The organism is Crocosphaera watsonii WH 8501 (assembly GCF_000167195.1).
GTDB classification, from domain to species: Bacteria; Cyanobacteriota; Cyanobacteriia; order Cyanobacteriales; family Microcystaceae; genus Crocosphaera; species Crocosphaera watsonii.
Genome location: NZ_AADV02000072.1, coordinates 1 through 17,752, shown reverse-complemented (window position 1 = coordinate 17,752; position 17,752 = coordinate 1). Strand labels below are relative to the sequence as shown.

Below are 17,752 nucleotides of genomic sequence, written 5' to 3'. Positions count from 1 at the left end.
TTGGCGGACAGTACATGTGTTATTGAGTATAGAAGTTTAGGGAATGTTTTAATAGGGTTTCGGTTTCTTCTGTACCCAACGTAACAATAACTTGTTTAGTTACTGCAATAGTATTTTCACTTCTGGATAATCTCTAGGCAAAGAGACACAAGTTTTTGAGGCTATTTCTTGCCAATATTCTTTCTCTTCTTCTATGGAATAATTCTGAAGTTGTTCTGACCAAGTTTTGATAGAAGTGCTTTTTAGGGGTAGTTCAATAGGTTGATTTTCTGTTAATTGTTGATAAGCGGTTTGGATATCTTCTAATAAAATGCGCCAGGAAACTCCATCAACCACCAAGTGATGAATAATAATCAGGAGTTGTTGCGATCGCAATTTTCCTAAGTCAAAGATAGCTATTCTTAATAATGGCCCAGATGATAGATCAAGACTCGACTGTAACTCTGTTGCTGTTACAGCGATCGCCTTTTCTTGTGTCTGATCTGATAAACCAGAAAGATCCACATAAGTCAAAGGTACTTGCTCATCGGGATCGCTTATATTCCCTTCCCACCCCGTTTCTAAGAGGTTAAAGCGCAACCTTAAAGCGTCATGATGTTCAATAATATGGCGCAATACCGTTTCTAGTTGCACAAAATCGAGGGTTTGAGGAACTTCTAGGAAGGCAGACTGATTAAAATGAGCCATTTTAGCTAAATTTTGCTCAAAAAACCAGTGTTGAATCGGAGTTAAAGGAACTTTCCCAGTGACTAAACCTTGTTCCCCTTGGGGGGAGTCTATGGAAGTGGCGATCGCTGCTAACTGAGCAATAGTTTGATGTTGAAATAACTGCTTAGGGGATAATTTTAGCCCGATACCATTAGCACGACTAACAATTTGCATAGCTAAGATAGAATCACCACCCAATTCAAAGAAATTATCCTCAATACCAACTTTTTCCAGATTTAGCACATCTTGCCAGATGTTCACTAACTTGGTTTCGATGAGGTTACGAGGTGCTTCATTTTTCGATGTTGAGAGGATGGGTTGAGGAAGCGATCGCCGATCTACTTTTCCGTTAGGAGTCAGTGGAAACTCCTCTAAAATCATGTAATGATGAGGATGGAGATAATCGGGTAATTTTTGCGTTAAAAATGTCTGTAACTCTTCTATTTCAAGAGTTTCCTCTGTTTTTGGCACTACATAAGCAATTAACTGTTTATTCCCTTGACTGCTTTCTTTAACCAGAACGATCGCTGTTTGGACTTTGGGATATTGTTGTAAAATTGTTTCAATTTCGCCTAATTCAACCCTAAAACCCCTAATCTTAACTTGATTATCTTTTCTGCCCAAAAATTCTATATTTCTCTGTCTATCATACCTAACTAAGTCCCCCGTTTTATACAATCTTTCTCCCGTTGCAAAGGGACTCGCAATAAACCTTTCTGCGGTTAACTGGGGACGGTTGAGATAACCTCTAGCTAACCCGTCACCTCCGATATATAACTCTCCAGGGACACCAAAGGGGACAGGTTGTAAATAATTGTCTAAAATATAAACTTGGGTCTGAGAAATTGGCTGACCAATGGGTACAGAATAACCAATTTGCTCAACATCTGTTAAAACAGAGCAACAGGTGAAAGTAGTATTTTCAGTTGGACCATAACCATTAATAACAGAACAATGGGGGTAGGTTTGTAAAACCGTTTTAACGTGAGTGGGAGAGAGTACGTCACCACCTGCCAATAAATAACGCACATTTTTGAACGATTCTAGTTTTTCCTCTACCATAACCTGAAATAAGCCTGCTGTTAACCAGAGAGTTGTCACCCCATAATTTTCCAGAGTTTCCCCTATTTCTTCTAAAGAAGGGGTTTGACTGGGTAAAATGACTAAGCGTCCCCCATTTAGTAATGCACCCCATATCTCAAAAGTTGAAGCATCGAAGGTATACGGTGCCGCTTGTAAGAAAATATCATCTTCTCCCAGAGCAACATAATTACTGTTTTTAACCAAACGAGTCACCCCACGATGAGGGATACATATACCCTTGGGAATACCCGTTGAACCTGATGTATACATGACGTAGGCAAGATGTTCAGCCGTGGTATCTGTTGGCAGAGTATTTTGACTTTCTTGGTAGATTTCCTGTTGCTGGAGATCAATGACTGTTAAAGTGTTGGGCCATGGAAGATTAATATCATTCTGAGTTAGTAAAAGATTGATTTGAGTATCTTCTAGGAGAATGGTAAGGCGTTCTGGGGGTATATTGGGGTCAAGAGGAACATAAGCACCTCCTGCTTTGAGAATAGCTAAAATACCAATAATCATGGATAAAGAACGCTTGACACAAAGACCGATCAATGTGTCAGGTTTCACCCCAAACTGTTGTAAATATCTGGCCAGTTGGTTTGTTTTGCGATCGAGTTCTTGATAAGTTAGTTGTTGCTCTCCACAAATAACTGCGATCGCATCAGGAGTCTTGTTAGTTTGTTCTTCAAATAGTTGATGAATACAACACTCTCCCAGTCTCCCCCTCTCCCAGTCTCCCCCTCTCCCAGTCTCCCCCTCTCCCAGTCTCCCATTTTCCAGAGAAAGTTGCTTTTCTTCTTCATTGAGCAAAGATAACTCTGAAATAGGACGTTCTGCATCTGTAACAATAGCATTTAATAGAGTCTCAAAGCAGGTTCCTAAGCGAATGATAGTATCTTGTTCAAATAAGTCAGTATTATATTCCCAACTAGCTAATAAACCATTTTCCGTCTCTCTCATCATCAGAGTCAGATCAAACTTTGCCGTATTATTATTCATTTCCAAAGGTTCCCATTGTAAGTCTGGTAGTTGAATGGGATCTAAAGGTGTATTTTGTAAGACAAACATCACTTGAAACAGGGGTGTATGACTTAAGGAACGAGGAACTTCTAACGCTTCTAATAGTTTTTCAAAGGGTAGATCCTGATGACTGTAAGCACCTAAAGCAACCTGTCGCACCTGTTTTAATAGGTCAAAAAATGTAGGGTTATGGGATAAATTGATTCTTAATGCTAAAGTATTGACAAAAAAGCCAATTAACCCTTCAATTTGAGCATAATTTCGGTTAGCAATAGGGGAACCGATGACAATATCTTCGTTGCTACTATAGCGATGTAGTAACACAGAAAATGCGCCCAATAGTAGCATAAATAAAGTTGTTCCTGCTTGATGACAAAGACTTTGTAACTGTGTGGTTAAAGGTTGAGATAGGGTAAAAGAATAAGTTGAACCGTGAAAATTTTGCACAACCGGACGAGGGCGATCGCTTGGCAATTCTAATAATGTTGATGTATCTTTTAATTGTGTTTTCCAGTAGCTTAGTTGTGTATCTAGGTTGTCACCTTGTAACCATTTTCTTTGCCATGCTGAAAAATCTACATATTGAAAAGGGTAATGTTTCGAGTGTGGATGGTTTTTCTGCACAAAAAGCTTGATATATTGTGGCAACTTCCTGCACCAATATACCCATTGACCAACCATCTGAGATAATATGGTGCATTGTTAGCAATAAAATATGTTCTTCTTCTGCTAAACGTAATAATTTTACTCTCAATAAAGGACAACTTTCTAATGTAAAGGGTTGTTGTGCTTCTTCTTCACTTAATTGTGTGATAATTTTGTTTTGTTTGGCAACAGGGATTAAACTTAAATCAATAACAGGAATATCTATGTCAGTTGTTTCTGCAATAGTTAGATAAGGTTTTCCATATTGGTTTATAAAACGGGTTTGTAATACTTCATGACGTTGAATAAGTGTTTGGAAACTATGGGTTAAAGCACCAATATTTAAAGTACCTTTTAAACGAAGGGCGATGGCAATATTATAGAAAGGATTATCCGGTTCTAGTTGTGATAATAACCATTGTCTTTGTTGAGCAAAGGATAAGGGTAACTCTCCACTACGATCTATTTTTTCTAAGGGTAAAATTTCTTGTTTAGCTTCTCCATCAATAGCTATGGATAAACTTTTAATAGTTGGTTTTTCAAACAAGACTCGTAACGATAATTCTACCTCAAAAACTTGTCTGACTTCTGATACTAACCGTGTTGCTAAAAGAGAATGTCCTCCTAGCTCAAAAAAGTTATCTTCTAAGCCAACTTTATTAACATTTAAAATGTTTGCCCAAATACCTGCTAATATTTCCTCTGTTGCTGTTTTTGGTGTAGTATAATCTTCGCTATTTAATTGAATTTCTGGTAAAGCATTACGATCAATTTTTCCATTAGGAGTTAACGGTAAACTATCTAATTCTATCAACCTAGATGGAATCATATAATTAGGTAATTTTTCCGCTAAAAACCCTTGTAAGTCCCCATATAATTTTATTTCACCCATTCTGTTCCCTGTTCCCTGTTCCCTGTTCCCTTTAGTTACTATATAAGCAATTAAACTTTCTTCTTTGACAATAACAACAGCTTCTTTTACTTGGGGATGGGTTAATAATACTGTTTCTATTTCCCCTAATTCTAAACGAAAACCTCTTAATTTTACTTGATAGTCTATTCTTCCTAAATATTCGATCTCTCCATCTTCTCCATACTTTACTAAGTCCCCTGTTTTATATAAACGACTTCCTTCGATCCCCCCTTTGCTCCCCTTAGTAAGGGGGGTTGGGGGGATCGCAATAAACCTTTCTGCTGTCAACTCTGGCCTGTTTAAATATCCTCTAGCAACTCCCATTCCTCCTATATATAATTCTCCTGGAACTCCTGTAATAACAGGATTATAGTTTTTATCTAAAATAAAAAGTTGTGTATTATCAATAGGTTTTCCTAGTCTAACTTTATCTGAGTTTACTTCATAAATAGATGACCAAATAGTGGTTTCTGTTGGTCCATATAAGTTCCAAACTGCTTTAGATTTTTGTTGTAGATTTTGTGCTAAACCTGAATCTAATGCTTCCCCACCGCAGAAAATAGTTAAATCATTTTTTCCTTCCCATCCCGAAGCAAGCAATAGTTTCCAGGTTGCAGGAGTTCCTTGCATTACTGTCACTTGATGAGTTGCTAACTGTTGCGCAAGAGTAACACCTTCCATAGCAACATTTCGAGAAACTAAAACTAATTTAGCCCCAACTATTAAAGGTAAATATAGTTCTAATGCAGCAATATCAAAGGAAAGAGTAGTAACAGATAATAAAGTATCATTAGCTGTTAAACCTGGTTTTTTACTCATGGAAAGTAAGAAGTTACTTAAAGCACGATGAGGAATTTGTACACCTTTAGGAACCCCAGTAGAACCCGAAGTATAAATAACATAAGCTAAATTTTCCGAGTTTATTTTTATATCAATATTTGTATCTATTTGTTGACTTATTTCCCCTTTAAGTTCCTCAATATCAACAAAAAATTCTATACTCTCCGAACTCCGAACTCCTAACTCCGAACTCCCAATTAAATAATCAATTCCTGAATCGTCAACCATAAAATCAAGACGTTTTTCAGGATAATTAGGATCTAATGGTAAATAGGCTCCTCCTACTTTAAGAATAGCTAACAAACTAATTAGCATTTGCAAAGATGGTTCTAAACAAATACCCACTAAAGTTTCAGGTTTAACCCCTATACTTTGTAAATAATGAGCTAGTTGGTTAGCCTTTTCATTAAGTTCTTGATAGGTTAAAGATTCATTTTCAAAAGTTACAGCAATATTATCAGGTGTTTGCTCAACTTGTGCTTCAAATAATTGATGTATAAAACTTTCTCTACTTCTAACTTTTTCTATTTTCTTTGTATCAGTAATAATTTCCTGATTTACTATGAGGGAGTTCGGAATGTTATTATTTACCTTTTGCCTTCTCAAGAGAGTTGTTACCACATCTAGAGAAACCTTCCATAACTGTTGCTCAGGAGTTTGAGAAATACTGGTTAATAAAGTTGTAAAATATTCAATTAAACCCTGAATATCACTATAACAAAAACGAGGTTTATCATAACTAATACGGAAACCAAGAGTAGAACCTGGAAGTACAGAAAGAGTGAGAGGATAATTGGTTTTTTCTACCCCACGACCATCACTAATAGTTAGATTTTTACTCCATCCTTCTAAAGCTTTATCGAGAGAAATAGGATGATTTTCAAATATAACTAAACTTTCAAATAAAGGTGTTCCTCTAGGAATATTACTGCATCCCTGAATATCAATTAAGGAACTATAACTATACTGTTCTTTTTCAATTTGTTGTGTTTGTAAACTTTGTAACCAAGGTAATAAATAAGCATCAGGTTTAACTTTAATTCTAACAGGAACCGTATTAATAAATAACCCTACTATTGATTCAACATCGGTTAAAGAAGGGGGACGACCAGAAACCGTTGCCCCAAAAATAATATCAGACTCTCCACTATAATGACTCAATAATAAAGCCCAAGCTCCTTGAAACAAAGTATTCAAAGTTAAACGATGTTTTTGAATAATTGTTTGTAGAGATGTAGTTAAAGACTCTGATAGTTGATAATGTTGTTCATCCCTTTCATCAGAAGAAACATTATTTCCAATAGTTAAAAGTGTGGGTGAATTTAAACCGTTGAGGGTATTTTTCCAAAATGTTTCTGCTTGTTCTTTATCTTGTTCTTGTAACCAAGCAATATAATCTCCATAGGGACGAGAAGGGGTTAAAAATAAATTTCTTTCTTGTCTAAAAGCTTCATAAAATGCAAAAACTTCTTTTAATAAAATGCCATTACACCAACCATCTAACAATAAATGATGATAGTTCCAAACAAAATAGTAGGCATTTTCTTCCACCTGCATTAAACCACAACTCATCAAAGGTGCATGGTCAAGGGTAAAACCTTTTTCTTGTTCATTTACTAAAAAAGCAGTTAATTTTTCTTCTTGTTCTGTCTTAGTTAAGCCACGCCAATCATACTCTATCCAAGGTAATTCTACCCTTTGATAAACCACTTGTAAGGGGTTTTCTACCTCTTCCCAATAAAATGCTGTTCTGAGAATAGTATGACGATCAATAACTGCTTGCCAAGCTTGTTTAAACGCAGATACAGAAAGTTCTCCTTTCAGTAAACAACTCCTTTGTTCACAATACATCCCAGAAGTAGAATTATATAATGAATGAAATAACATCCCCTGCTGCATAGGAGAAAGTTCGTAAATATCAGAAATTGTTTCCATAGTTGTTTAATTAAAATGAGGTGCTAACTTAAATCTCAACTGCTTCTAAAGTATTTTGTTTCCCTGATAAGGCTGAAAAATAAACGTCGTTTAATTCTGGTTCAACCCCTTGAAAACCCTCATCAGGGGCAGCATCACTGAGGATACGAACATATCGTTTTCCCTGTAACATTCGAGCAGTAATAATAGTCCATTCTTCGTTTATAGTCCCTGCTTCTGTGGGACTCATAACCTTCATCCAAACTTTACCGTGAAGTTGCTCCATTAACTGCAAAGGACAACCCTGGGTAACAATTTTTCCCTGATTAAGTATTGCCATTTGTGGACAAAGACTGGCAACATCCTCCACAATATGGGTAGATAAAATTAACACCCGATCTTCACTAATTTCTGCTAATAAATTTTGAAAACGAATTCTCTCGCTAGGATCAAGGCCAGCCATTGGTTCATCCACAATAACTAATTTTGGCTCCCCTAACAACGCTTGAGCAATACCAAAGCGTTGACGCATTCCCCCAGAAAACGTCCCTAACTTCTGTTTTCGCTTTTCATAAAGGTTAACCAGTTGTAACTGATGGGCGACCATTTCTCGACGTTGACGGGGTTTAACAAACCCTTTAAATACCGCTAATAAGTCTAATAACTCCTCAGCCGAAACATTGGGATAAACCCCGAAGTCTTGGGGTAAATAGCCTAACCAACCCCGTGCTTTTTGGGGATCTTGGAAAATATCTATCCCGTCTAATGTTACCAACCCTGAGTCTGGATCTTGTAAGGTAGCTAGAGTACGCATTAAGGTAGATTTTCCAGCACCATTGGGACCTAATAGTCCAAAAATGCCAGACTCAATGGTTAAAGAGATATTTTGTAGGGCTTTTATGCCATTACTATAGGTTTTGTTTAATTCTTGAATGTTTAACATAACTGGGTAAATTCAGAAGAGATATCAATTTCTCTTTAAAGCAACTATAGGTTCTAAAGCTGCCGCTTGTTTTGCCGGAAACACCCAAAAAAATAGGCCGATACCACTGGAGGTCCCTACAGCTACTATAACCGCTAGAGGTGATAAATAGGGGGATAGAGGGGAGACGATGCCGATGACGGTAATTAAACCCCCACCGAGAATAATTCCGAAAAGTCCCCCTACAATAGAGAGGATTAAAGCTTCAACTAGAAATTGCTGTAAGATATCTCGTTCACTAGCTCCGATCGCTTTACGAAGTCCGATTTCTTGGGTACGTTCTGTAATCGAGACTAACATAATATTCATAATGCCGATCCCTCCCACTAATAGAGAAATTCCTGCGATTACAGATAGCATTAAAATCAGTGCTGTGGTAATTTGGTCGACAATTTGTAAAATATCTTTTTGCGTTTCCACATTAAAATCGTCTTCTCCTGTAATTTTATGGCGTAGTCGCAGTAAATTTTCGATCTGAAACTTAGCTGCTTTGATACTATTAGGATCTCTAGCGGATACAGCAATAAAAGTTACTTGGGTTCCATAAGGAGAGGTTCTACCCACCAGTTGATTGGCCATAGTGGTAATAGGAACATAAGCCACGAGATCCTGATTAGTATTCAGAAAAGACCCTTTTGCCTCCATAACACCAATGACATCAAAAATTTCTTGTTTGATCCGAATTTGTTTTCCCAGAGCATTTTCGTCCTCAAACAGTCGTTCTTTTAAATCAGGTCCCAAAACAACCACACGACTATTCCGTTTGATATCGGAGGCTGAAAGAAACCTTCCCTGAGCTATTTCGTAGTTTCTCACCTGCAAAAAATCAGGGGTGACACCAAACACTAATTCAATGGCATTACGACCTCGATAGCTCATAATATCCCGTAAATTAAGCTGAGGGGCAACTTTAGCCACAGCAGGTACTTGAGAGGCGATCGCTTCTGCATCTTCTAAAACTAGGGTTTTGGGGGGTTCTATACTCATGTTGCGAGTATCTTTGGAACCAGGATTAATAAATAGCACGTTTGGCCCCAAAGAGTTTAACTGTTCTAGGGCTAATTTTTGGCCAGCTTGCCCAACTCCAACAATAGAAATAACTGAGGCACTGCCGATAATAATGCCCAACATAGTTAGTGCGCTTCGTTGTTTATTGAGCAGCAAAGTTGCTACTGCCATGTTTAAGGTTTCTAAGAGATTCATGTCAAATAGTTGATCATTGCAACCGCATCATTGAAATCGTGATCCCCCCCATTATAGAACTCTTCAAAGCCCAGAGTATTACTATCGATCCCAATAATATGATCCACCCCATCTGGGTTGGCAAATCGATCCTCGAAATAAGCGATGGGACCTAAAGTGGGATCATTGTTAACATTATCAGCCAAAAAACTCTCAGGGGTTCCATCGGCAATCATAAAGGGAACTAATATTTTTCGGTCATTACCGGATAAGGTGACACTACCACTCCCGCTCCCCTGAAAACCAATAACTCTCCGTCTAATAGCCTCTGCTGCATAACCATCGGCTCCGGGGGCTATCCCAGCAACTGCACCTCTTTCATCGTCTGCTTCATAAAGGCCCACAAAGTTATCATAGACACCATCGGCGTTAACCGTAAATTGCACCACAATATTGTCATCGACTATATCATCTCCATTAACATCGATATTTCGTAAGTCTAATGTCTCCCCTAACTCACCATCATCCAAGGAAGGGTTTAAGGCAGATTCCTCTTCTGTGACTTCAATGGCCAAACCAAGATCGTTGAAATTTTCCCCATTTTCATCAGAAAGATCGGAACTTAATCCTAATTGACTAGAACCGTTCCCCGATACGTTTCCCACGGGATTAAGTCCATTATTTGCCGATGGTGTGGCAAAGACAACTTCACTTTTTGGCGCATTTTGACTATCGAGGGTGATCCTACTAAGTATCCCTTCTGTGCTGTTGTTCAAAACTGCGTAAAAACCAATTCTCTGATTGCCTGAGAACCCGGATAAAGTTTAACTGGGGTTGGGAAAAACATTGCCGGGTAACTGAGCAAAAAGCGGCCTAGCTCGGCTGAGAGCGGTACTTTGATAATCTGCGTCCTCTGGTTTAACATCAATAATCCCATCCCCATCTATAATCAATCCCTCCTGTGTCGTCGTCAACCTCAAATATCCCCACTTCGATCGCCCTGTTTAAATCTCCTCCTATAAGACTAAATTTAGCGTTGATGGTTTGTAGGGGAGAGCCAACAAACTGCACAGTATTAGCTTGTGTATTAAAGTCTAGGGGTAATATTGAGGAGTCGACCAGGGAAAAAGTAGCTTCGTCAGCGTTAGGATCGGGGGTATAGTCTTCTCCCGATTCTAAGGTAAAACGGACAGTCTCTAACCCTTCTGGTACACCATCGTTGAGAACAGGAATACTAATGGTTGCTGTTGGTTCGGTTACTGTTACCGCAAAACCACTGCCATCTTCATTAAAGACTAGTGCAGCTTGGCGAAAGTAATCCACCAGATTTTTACAGAAACTTTCGTGACTAGCCACGACAATGTGTTTCAATGAAACTAACGGAAGAATCTCGAAGTTGATGTCCATGATAAAAGCATTGCCAATTAACCTCTCCAACCTACAGAAAACAGTACTCCAACAAATAGTGAGAGGGACAACAAACCCCTATCGCCTTGTTAGACGAGCCAAGCTAATCTTAGCCGCAGCATCAGGAGAGAGCAATAGTTCGATTAGTCGAAGATTAGAATTAGACCGAGTACAAGTGCGTCAGTGGCGATCGCGATGGTTTGAGGAGAGAGAAAAACTGAGTGCCGCCGAAGAACAACAGGTAACGGAGAAAGCATTAATGGTCTTGATCAAAGGAATTTTAAGCGATCGCCCAAGACCTGGAACAACAAAATCCTTTACGGTCGAACAAGTAGTCCAGATTGTAGAGATCGCTTGTGAAGAATGTGAAAAATCAGACAGACCAGTGAGCCATTGGACACCTTCAGAGTTGGCGGATGAAGCCATAAAAAGAGGAATTGTCGAAAAGATTTCCCCCCGTAGTGTGGGGCGTTTTTTAAAAAGAAGCGACATTACAACCACATCTCGTTCGTTACTGGTTAAATGCCAAAATTGATGATCCCTTAAAATTTAAAAAGCAAGTCAAATATATCTGTGAACTTCATCAAGAAGCTAAAACTTTGTTAGAACAAGGAATTCATTTAATTACTACAGATGAAATGACAGGGATTCAAGCTCTTGAGAGATTATTTCCGAACAAAAGAATCAAGCCTAAACAAGTAGAAAAAATCGAATTTGAATATGAAAGACACGGAACTTTAAGCTTGATTGCGAACTGGGATGTGGCAAGAGGAAAAGTTGTTAGTCCCTCTATTGGACCGACAAGAACAGAACAAGATTTTTCTGAACATATCCAGAGAACGATTAAGATTGATGAAAAAGCAGAATGGATTTTTATTGTAGATCAACTCAACACTCATAAATCGGAAAGCTTAGTCAAATTAGTAGCAGAAAGCTGTGGAATTACTATTGATTTGGGGAGAAAAGGAAAGGAGGGGATTTTGCAATCTATGGACAGCAGAGCAGATTTTTTATCAGATGAATCTCATCGAATTCGCTTTGTTTATATTCCCAAACATACATCGTGGCTTAATCAAATTGAGTGTTGGTTTTCGATCTTAGTCCGGCGTTTACTCAAAAGAATTACTGTCCGTTCAACTGAAGAACTATCCCAAAAAATTCTCAATTTTATTGATTACTTTAATCAACATTTTGCTAAGCCGTTCGTTTGGAAATTTAAGGGCTTTAAAGATCATAAGTGACTGGTGGATTATTTTTGCTAAGCTGCACTAGCGACATTCATTCCCGCCAGCATCATCTCACGCAACACATCCGCAGAATAACAAGCCGGTCCAATAGTAGCAACAATTTTGGTGCGAAAAGTTAACGGTTTCATAAGAGTCCTACTTTTTGATTAAATTCTTTTTCTGAAAGTTTCCTACTTTAAATCTTCTCAATTTTATCTTCTGAGATTACGGGAACTCAATGAATAGATAGTTTTGTAAAAAAAATCTGTTTTTAAAGAGATATAAGAATTAATAATTAATTCCTTTGCTCATTCTATATTATACTTAGTTGATTGTCCATTATTTAGTCATAAATTAATTTTTCATTAATATAAATTTAATAAACATACCAAAACAAAGATTAAGATTATGAAAAAAATCAATAATTCATAATAAATAATTTTATAATCGGGTCAAATCTAAAAAATTATTATCTCCTAAGTTTAAGGAGCAACGGAGGGAAAATAGTTAACAAAAATACTGTCAAAATTGAAGATGATCGCACAGGTTTAGAGATTTCAACTTTACGAAGGGCTATATTAGATAATCTCTTCTATCTTCAAGGTAAATTTCCAGAAATTGCCACCAAAAATGATTTTTATTTGGCTTTATCCACAATCCTTATTTGATGTCCAGGTTAAACGCATCCACGAATATAAAAGGCAACATCTAAACGTCTTACACATTATTACTCTGTATAAGTGTCTGAAGAACGATCCTAACCTAGATGTTCCCCCCCGTACCTTCATTTTTGGTGGTAAAGCAGCCCCAGGTTATTTTATGGTCAAACGTATGATTAAATTAATCACAGCAGTGGGAGATGTGGTTAATAATGATGGAGATATAGGCGATCGCTTGAAGGTGATTTTCTTGCCTGATTATAACGTTACTTTTGGTCAAAGAGTTTATCCTGCTGCTGATTTATCGGAACAAATTTCTACAGCAGGAAAAGAAGCATCCGGTACCGGAAATATTAAATTTTCTATGAATAGTGCCTTAACCATTGGTACTTTAGATAGGGCAAACGTAGAAATTTGTGAAGAAGTTGGAGCCGAAAATTTCTTTTTGTTTGGATTAACAAACCCAGAAGTTTTAAACCTAAAAGCACAGGGATATGTTCCCCGTCGTTATTATGCGTCTATTCCTGAATTAAGAGGAGTTTTAGACTTAATTAGTTCTGGTTTCTTTTCTCATGGAGATCCTGAACTATTCCAGTGTGTTGTAGATAATTTACTGTACGATGATCCCTATCTTTTATTAGCAGATTATCAATCTTATATTGAATGTCAAGATAAGGTTTCTCAAGCTTATAAAGATCAGGAAAACTGGAGTAATATGTCTATTTTGAATGTAGCTAGAATGGGCAAATTTTCCAGCGATCGCTCCATCAAAGACTATTGTGGTAAGATATGGAATGCTCCCCCCGTTCCCATCAAACTCAAAGATTATGTCCAAAAAGAAGCACAACTCAGGGTTAATAAATTCTAGGGTGTGTTGATACCAAAGGGAAGATATAGCACTTCTCATACTTGTGAGGTACAGAGTTTTCTAGTTTTAGGAGTTCGGAGTTCGGAGGCGCGATATTAGGTGTACATATTGAGTCCGAGAAACGCTATAAATCTTCCCTTTTTTGATAGAAAAATCAAGAAGACTATTACCATAAAATCACCTAATTTGTCAATTAGGCAAACCTAAAAATCATCCATTATGAAAGTTGCTGTATTTAGTACCCGTTCCTATGATAGTCAATTCTTGGATCTCGCCAACAAAGAAATTGATTCTCCCCATGAAATAGAATATTTTAAAACACAATTAAACCCAAAAACAGCTTCTTTAGCCAAAGATTTTCCCTGTGTTTGTATCTTTGTTAATGATATTGCAAATGCAGAAACTTTAAAGATTTTAGCTGCACAAGGAACTAAATTAATTGCCCTACGTTGTGCCGGTTATAACATGATTGATATGCACGCAGCCAATGAATTAGGGTTAAAAGTTGTCAGGGTTCCTGCTTATTCTCCCTACGCAGTAGCAGAACACGCAGTGGGTTTAATTTTGATGTTAAATCGTAAATTAAATAAGGCTTATAATCGAGTTAGGGATGATAATTTTACCCTAGATGGTTTATTGGGATTTGACTTACATGAAAGTACGGTTGGTGTCATTGGTACTGGTAAAATTGGCACGATTTTTGCTCAAATTATGAAAGGTTTTGGTTGTAATTTATTAGGTTATGATGTTTATCCTAGCGAACAATTTAAAGCTATACCAGGAGCTAAATACGTTGATTTACCAGAATTATTAGCTACATCTGATATTATTTCACTGCACTGTCCCTTATTGCCATCAACTAATCATATTATTAATGAAAAAACCATTGAACAAATGAAAAAGGGGATGATGTTAATTAATACCAGTCGTGGACAATTAGTAGATACCCGTGCCGTTATTAAAGGTATAAAATCCGGTAAGATTGGTTATGTTGGGTTAGATGTTTAAGAAGAAGAAGAAGAACTATTTTTCCAAGATTATTCTGACAGTATTATTAAGGACAATACTTTTCAACTATTACAGTCTTTTCAAAATGTAGTTATTACTGCCCATCAAGCATTTTTCACTAGAAATGCTTTGACATCAATTGCTCAAACTACCATTACTAATATTAACAGTTGGCAACAAGGACACGAGTTGATTAATGAAGTGAAAGTTCCAGGGAAAAATTAAAGAATGTGAATAAAATTAACCCAAAGTAATTATTCTCTAAAACTATTTTTCTCATTGTTTCTATTAAATAAAATTTGTAGGGTGGGCAAGCTAGAAAACTTTGAAGATTAACTAAAGAATATTAAACACTTGCCCACCAGCAGTCTGATCTATGTTATAGATATTAGAGTAAAATAATGAGTCAGCAATATCCTGAAAAATCAGCTTCTTTCAAGCTAGTTAAACGTTTTTTTGCTGGTGCATCGGCAGGAACCTTTTTAGCTTTGATTTACTGGTCTTATTCAATTTTTACCCATAGTAATCCTTCAATTGTTCAGGGTATAATTGGTGTTGCAGTATCATCAATCACTGCTGGCTTAATTGCCTCATTTACCAGTGTTGACAAATTAATGAATAGTCTCCCTTGGATATGAGTTTGTAGGATGGACAAACTAGAATATTTTTGAGACTAATTAAAGAAGATTAAAGACTTGCCCACTAGTAGTCAGAGCTATTTATAAAGATTACCAAGGTGGGCAATTATTGTCTGTTCAAGCTCATATTTATTAAAGTTTAAGTATTTGCCCACCCTACGCTTAAATATATTTTCTAATGCAAAATTTACTACTTAATATTTTTACTAATATCAAAGTTTGTAGGGTGGGCAAGCCAGAAAACCTTGAAGATTAATTTAAAGAATATTAAAAACTTGCCCACCAGTCTGAGCTATTTATGAAGATTACCAAGGTGGGCAATTATTATCTGTTAAAGCTCATAGTTATTACAGTTTAAACATTTGCCCACCCTACCTTTAAACTTAATCAACTGCCTCATAATCATTAGAAATAGTTTCATCATCATCAAAACTAAAGGTCACTTCTAAGTCATCTACATCAAGACCTTCAAGCTCATCTAAATCTGAATCTGCTAAAGATTCCATGTCAACAGAAGCAGTGCTTTGATAAGATACTGTTGTCTCAAAAGAAGAATTAGTGGCTGCTGTTGGTGTTTTCGGTGGCGAAGGAACGGGCATAGTGGAGGATGTTATGGGTTCTCCTAAAGTTTCAGGAAAAGTATTATTAAACTCTCTGCCGTTAGCATTAGCCTGTTTATAAACTTCTGTACCAATGGTGAGAATAACTTGTCTAAACTCATCCACATAAGCCTTTAATTTGTCTAAACTGAGGCCAGAGTTAGTTAACGCAGCCTCCAGTTGTTCTTTCTTCTGTTTCGCCTTCACTTTTAGATCATCACCAATCAAGTCACCATTTTCATCCAGGGTGGTTTTATAGGTGTGGAATAAACTATCCGCTTGATTTTTGACTTCGATCATCCTCATTTGACGACGATCTTCCTCGATGTATTTATTAGCATCCTTCTGCATTCGCTCAATTTCCGTGGATTTTAACCCTCCTGTATGGCTAATGACAATACTCTGTTCTTTCCCTGTACCTTGGTCCTGTGCCGCTACCTTTAAAATACCGTTAACATCGATTTCAAAACTAACCTCAATTTGTGGCACTCCTCTAGGTGCAGGGGGAATACCAGCCAATAGACATTTTCCTAAACTACGATTATCTTGGGCCATAGCCCTTTCCCCTTGTAAAACATGAATTTCTACAGAAGTTTGACCATCGGTAGCTGTAGAAAACACCTGAGATTTACTGGTGGGAATAGTGGTGTTGCGTTCAATAATTTTGGTAAAGACTTCTCCTAAAGTTTCGATACCCAGAGATAAAGGAGTAACATCCAACAATAAAACATCTTTGACTTCACCCCCTAAGACACCCCCCTGAATGGCTGCCCCCAAGGCCACCGCCTCATCGGGGTTAATTGAGCGTTCCATTTGACTGTTGGGGAAAACCTGCTGAATCACACGGTGAATGGCTGGCATTCGGGTTGACCCCCCCACCAAGACCACTTTTACCAAAGCCTTAGCATCGATTTCACAGTCATTGAGAGCTTGGGTAAGGGGTTGTAGGGTAGCTTGGGTTAAATCTTTGGTTAAATCTTCAAATTGGGCGCGGGTTAATTCCGCTTCTAGGTGTTTAGGTCCACTATCATCGGCGGTGATGAAGGGGAGGTTAATGGAGGTAGTCAACATACTGGAGAGTTCAATTTTCGCTTTTTCCGCCGCTTCTCTCAGTCGTTGCAAAGCCATTTTATCGACGCTAAGGTCAATGTTTTCTGTTTGTTTAAAATTTTCCACCATCCACTGCAAAACAGCATTATCGAAGTCATCTCCTCCTAGATGATTATTGCCCGCCGTAGCCTTGACTTCAAACACACCATTTCCTAGTTGTAGGATAGAAACGTCAAAGGTTCCTCCTCCCAAGTCAAAGACAAGGATATATTGTTCATCGTCTTGTTTATCTAAACCGTAGGCTAGGGCGGCGGCCGTCGGCTCATTAACGATCCTACGCACATCAAGGCCAGCGATGGTTCCAGCATCTTTGGTTGCTTGTCGCTGGGCATCGGTAAAATAGGCGGGGACTGTGATCACAGCTTCACTAACTGGTTCCTATTCTGCTGATGGGGTTTCATCGGAGGTTGAACTCTCGGTATTTTCGGAAGACTCTGTTGGTTTGGGGGCCGCCACTTTAACCATAGCATGGCGTAGAACTTGCTCCCCTATCATATAACCACGCATTAATTCTTCTATGATGATGCCTTCTGGATATTCATCGGTATATTCCCGTAACATGGCTTCGTGATAGAGGGGATCAAAAGGTTCCCCTTCTGGACGCATGGGACTGACTCCTAAGCGTTTGAGACTATCCACGAGATTTTTATATACCCCTTGATAGCTTTTGTGAATAGCTGTTTCTCCATCATTGGCAGGTTTGATAGTGTTGCGGGCCCGCTCAAAGTTATCTACTACTGATAATAGTTCTCCAATAGTATTCCGTTTAACTATTGTTTCTAGGTCTTGTTTTTCTTTAGCAGTCCGTTTACGATAATTGTCGAATTCGGCGGTGAGGCGAATATGACTATTTTTCAGAACATCGTACTGTTGGCCTTGCTCTTGCAGTTTACCTTGTAGAGCCTCTATTTGTTCTGTTAATGCAGTAATAGTTGTGTTGCAGGACTCTT

12 protein-coding genes and 1 pseudogene are annotated in these 17,752 nt (G+C 37.8%); 5 read left to right on the top strand and 8 right to left on the bottom strand.

Annotated elements, in window-relative coordinates; genetic code table 11:
* Window positions 1-99: 99 nt before the first annotated feature.
* From CWATDRAFT_RS41115 to CWATDRAFT_RS40185, 6 genes are all read right to left on the bottom strand, one after another.
* Entirely contained in the window at window positions 100-3,435 is a 3,336-nt protein-coding gene (locus tag CWATDRAFT_RS41115; RefSeq protein WP_268742387.1) for an amino acid adenylation domain-containing protein, read from the bottom strand.
* Window positions 3,350-7,144, bottom strand: coding sequence for a non-ribosomal peptide synthetase (locus tag CWATDRAFT_RS41110; protein WP_007306875.1), 3,795 nt, complete (start codon window positions 7,142-7,144; stop codon window positions 3,350-3,352). Before CWATDRAFT_RS41110 ends, CWATDRAFT_RS41115 begins: the two co-directional genes overlap by 86 nt.
* Before the next feature lie 28 nt (window positions 7,145-7,172).
* Entirely contained in the window at window positions 7,173-8,066 is an 894-nt protein-coding gene (locus CWATDRAFT_RS20775) for an ABC transporter ATP-binding protein (protein WP_007306874.1), read from the bottom strand.
* A 24-nt stretch (window positions 8,067-8,090) separates the two neighbouring features.
* A complete protein-coding gene (locus tag CWATDRAFT_RS20770) occupies window positions 8,091-9,308 on the bottom strand; it encodes an ABC transporter permease (protein WP_007306873.1) in 1,218 nt (405 codons plus the stop codon).
* Window positions 9,305-10,063: a DUF4114 domain-containing protein gene (locus tag CWATDRAFT_RS38725; protein WP_007306872.1), complete on the bottom strand. Its 759-nt coding sequence runs from the start codon at window positions 10,061-10,063 to the stop codon at window positions 9,305-9,307. The genes CWATDRAFT_RS20770 and CWATDRAFT_RS38725 overlap by 4 nt, the downstream gene beginning before the upstream one ends.
* Window positions 10,064-10,211: 148 nt before the next feature.
* On the bottom strand, window positions 10,212-10,643 hold the full coding sequence (locus tag CWATDRAFT_RS40185) for a hypothetical protein (protein WP_021836454.1): 432 nt from the start codon (window positions 10,641-10,643) through the stop codon (window positions 10,212-10,214).
* Window positions 10,644-10,647: 4 nt separating this feature from the next.
* Here CWATDRAFT_RS40185 and CWATDRAFT_RS20760 point away from each other — a divergent pair, with 4 nt between their 5' ends.
* The 5 genes and pseudogenes from CWATDRAFT_RS20760 (at window position 10,648) to CWATDRAFT_RS20740 (ending at window position 15,093) form a co-directional block, all read left to right on the top strand.
* Window positions 10,648-11,229: a helix-turn-helix domain-containing protein gene (locus tag CWATDRAFT_RS20760; protein ID WP_007303067.1), complete on the top strand. Its 582-nt coding sequence runs from the start codon at window positions 10,648-10,650 to the stop codon at window positions 11,227-11,229.
* Between the two features lie 64 nt (window positions 11,230-11,293).
* Window positions 11,294-11,935 (top strand): transposase, encoded by a 642-nt coding sequence (locus CWATDRAFT_RS20755; RefSeq protein ID WP_007306877.1) that lies wholly within the window; start codon window positions 11,294-11,296, stop codon window positions 11,933-11,935.
* 633 nt (window positions 11,936-12,568) lie between these two features.
* A pseudogene (locus CWATDRAFT_RS20750) lies at window positions 12,569-13,447 on the top strand (glycogen/starch/alpha-glucan phosphorylase); the annotation flags it as partial.
* 219 nt (window positions 13,448-13,666) lie between these two features.
* The gene (locus tag CWATDRAFT_RS20745) at window positions 13,667-14,455 is read left to right on the top strand and encodes a 2-hydroxyacid dehydrogenase (protein WP_007306879.1); all 789 of its coding nucleotides are present in this window, start codon (window positions 13,667-13,669) and stop codon (window positions 14,453-14,455) included.
* A 401-nt stretch (window positions 14,456-14,856) separates the two neighbouring features.
* Window positions 14,857-15,093, top strand: coding sequence for a hypothetical protein (locus tag CWATDRAFT_RS20740; RefSeq protein WP_007311965.1), 237 nt, complete (start codon window positions 14,857-14,859; stop codon window positions 15,091-15,093).
* Between the two features lie 383 nt (window positions 15,094-15,476).
* Here the strand turns inward: CWATDRAFT_RS20740 and dnaK are convergent, their stop codons facing one another.
* Both dnaK and grpE read right to left on the bottom strand, forming a co-directional pair.
* Complete coding sequence (gene dnaK, locus CWATDRAFT_RS20735) at window positions 15,477-17,162, bottom strand: molecular chaperone DnaK (RefSeq protein WP_007306869.1); 1,686 nt, start codon at window positions 17,160-17,162, stop codon at window positions 15,477-15,479.
* Between the two features lie 18 nt (window positions 17,163-17,180).
* Window positions 17,181-17,752, bottom strand: a 572-nt coding sequence (gene grpE / locus CWATDRAFT_RS20730; protein ID WP_007306868.1) for a nucleotide exchange factor GrpE, incomplete at its 5' end; no start/stop codon positions are given.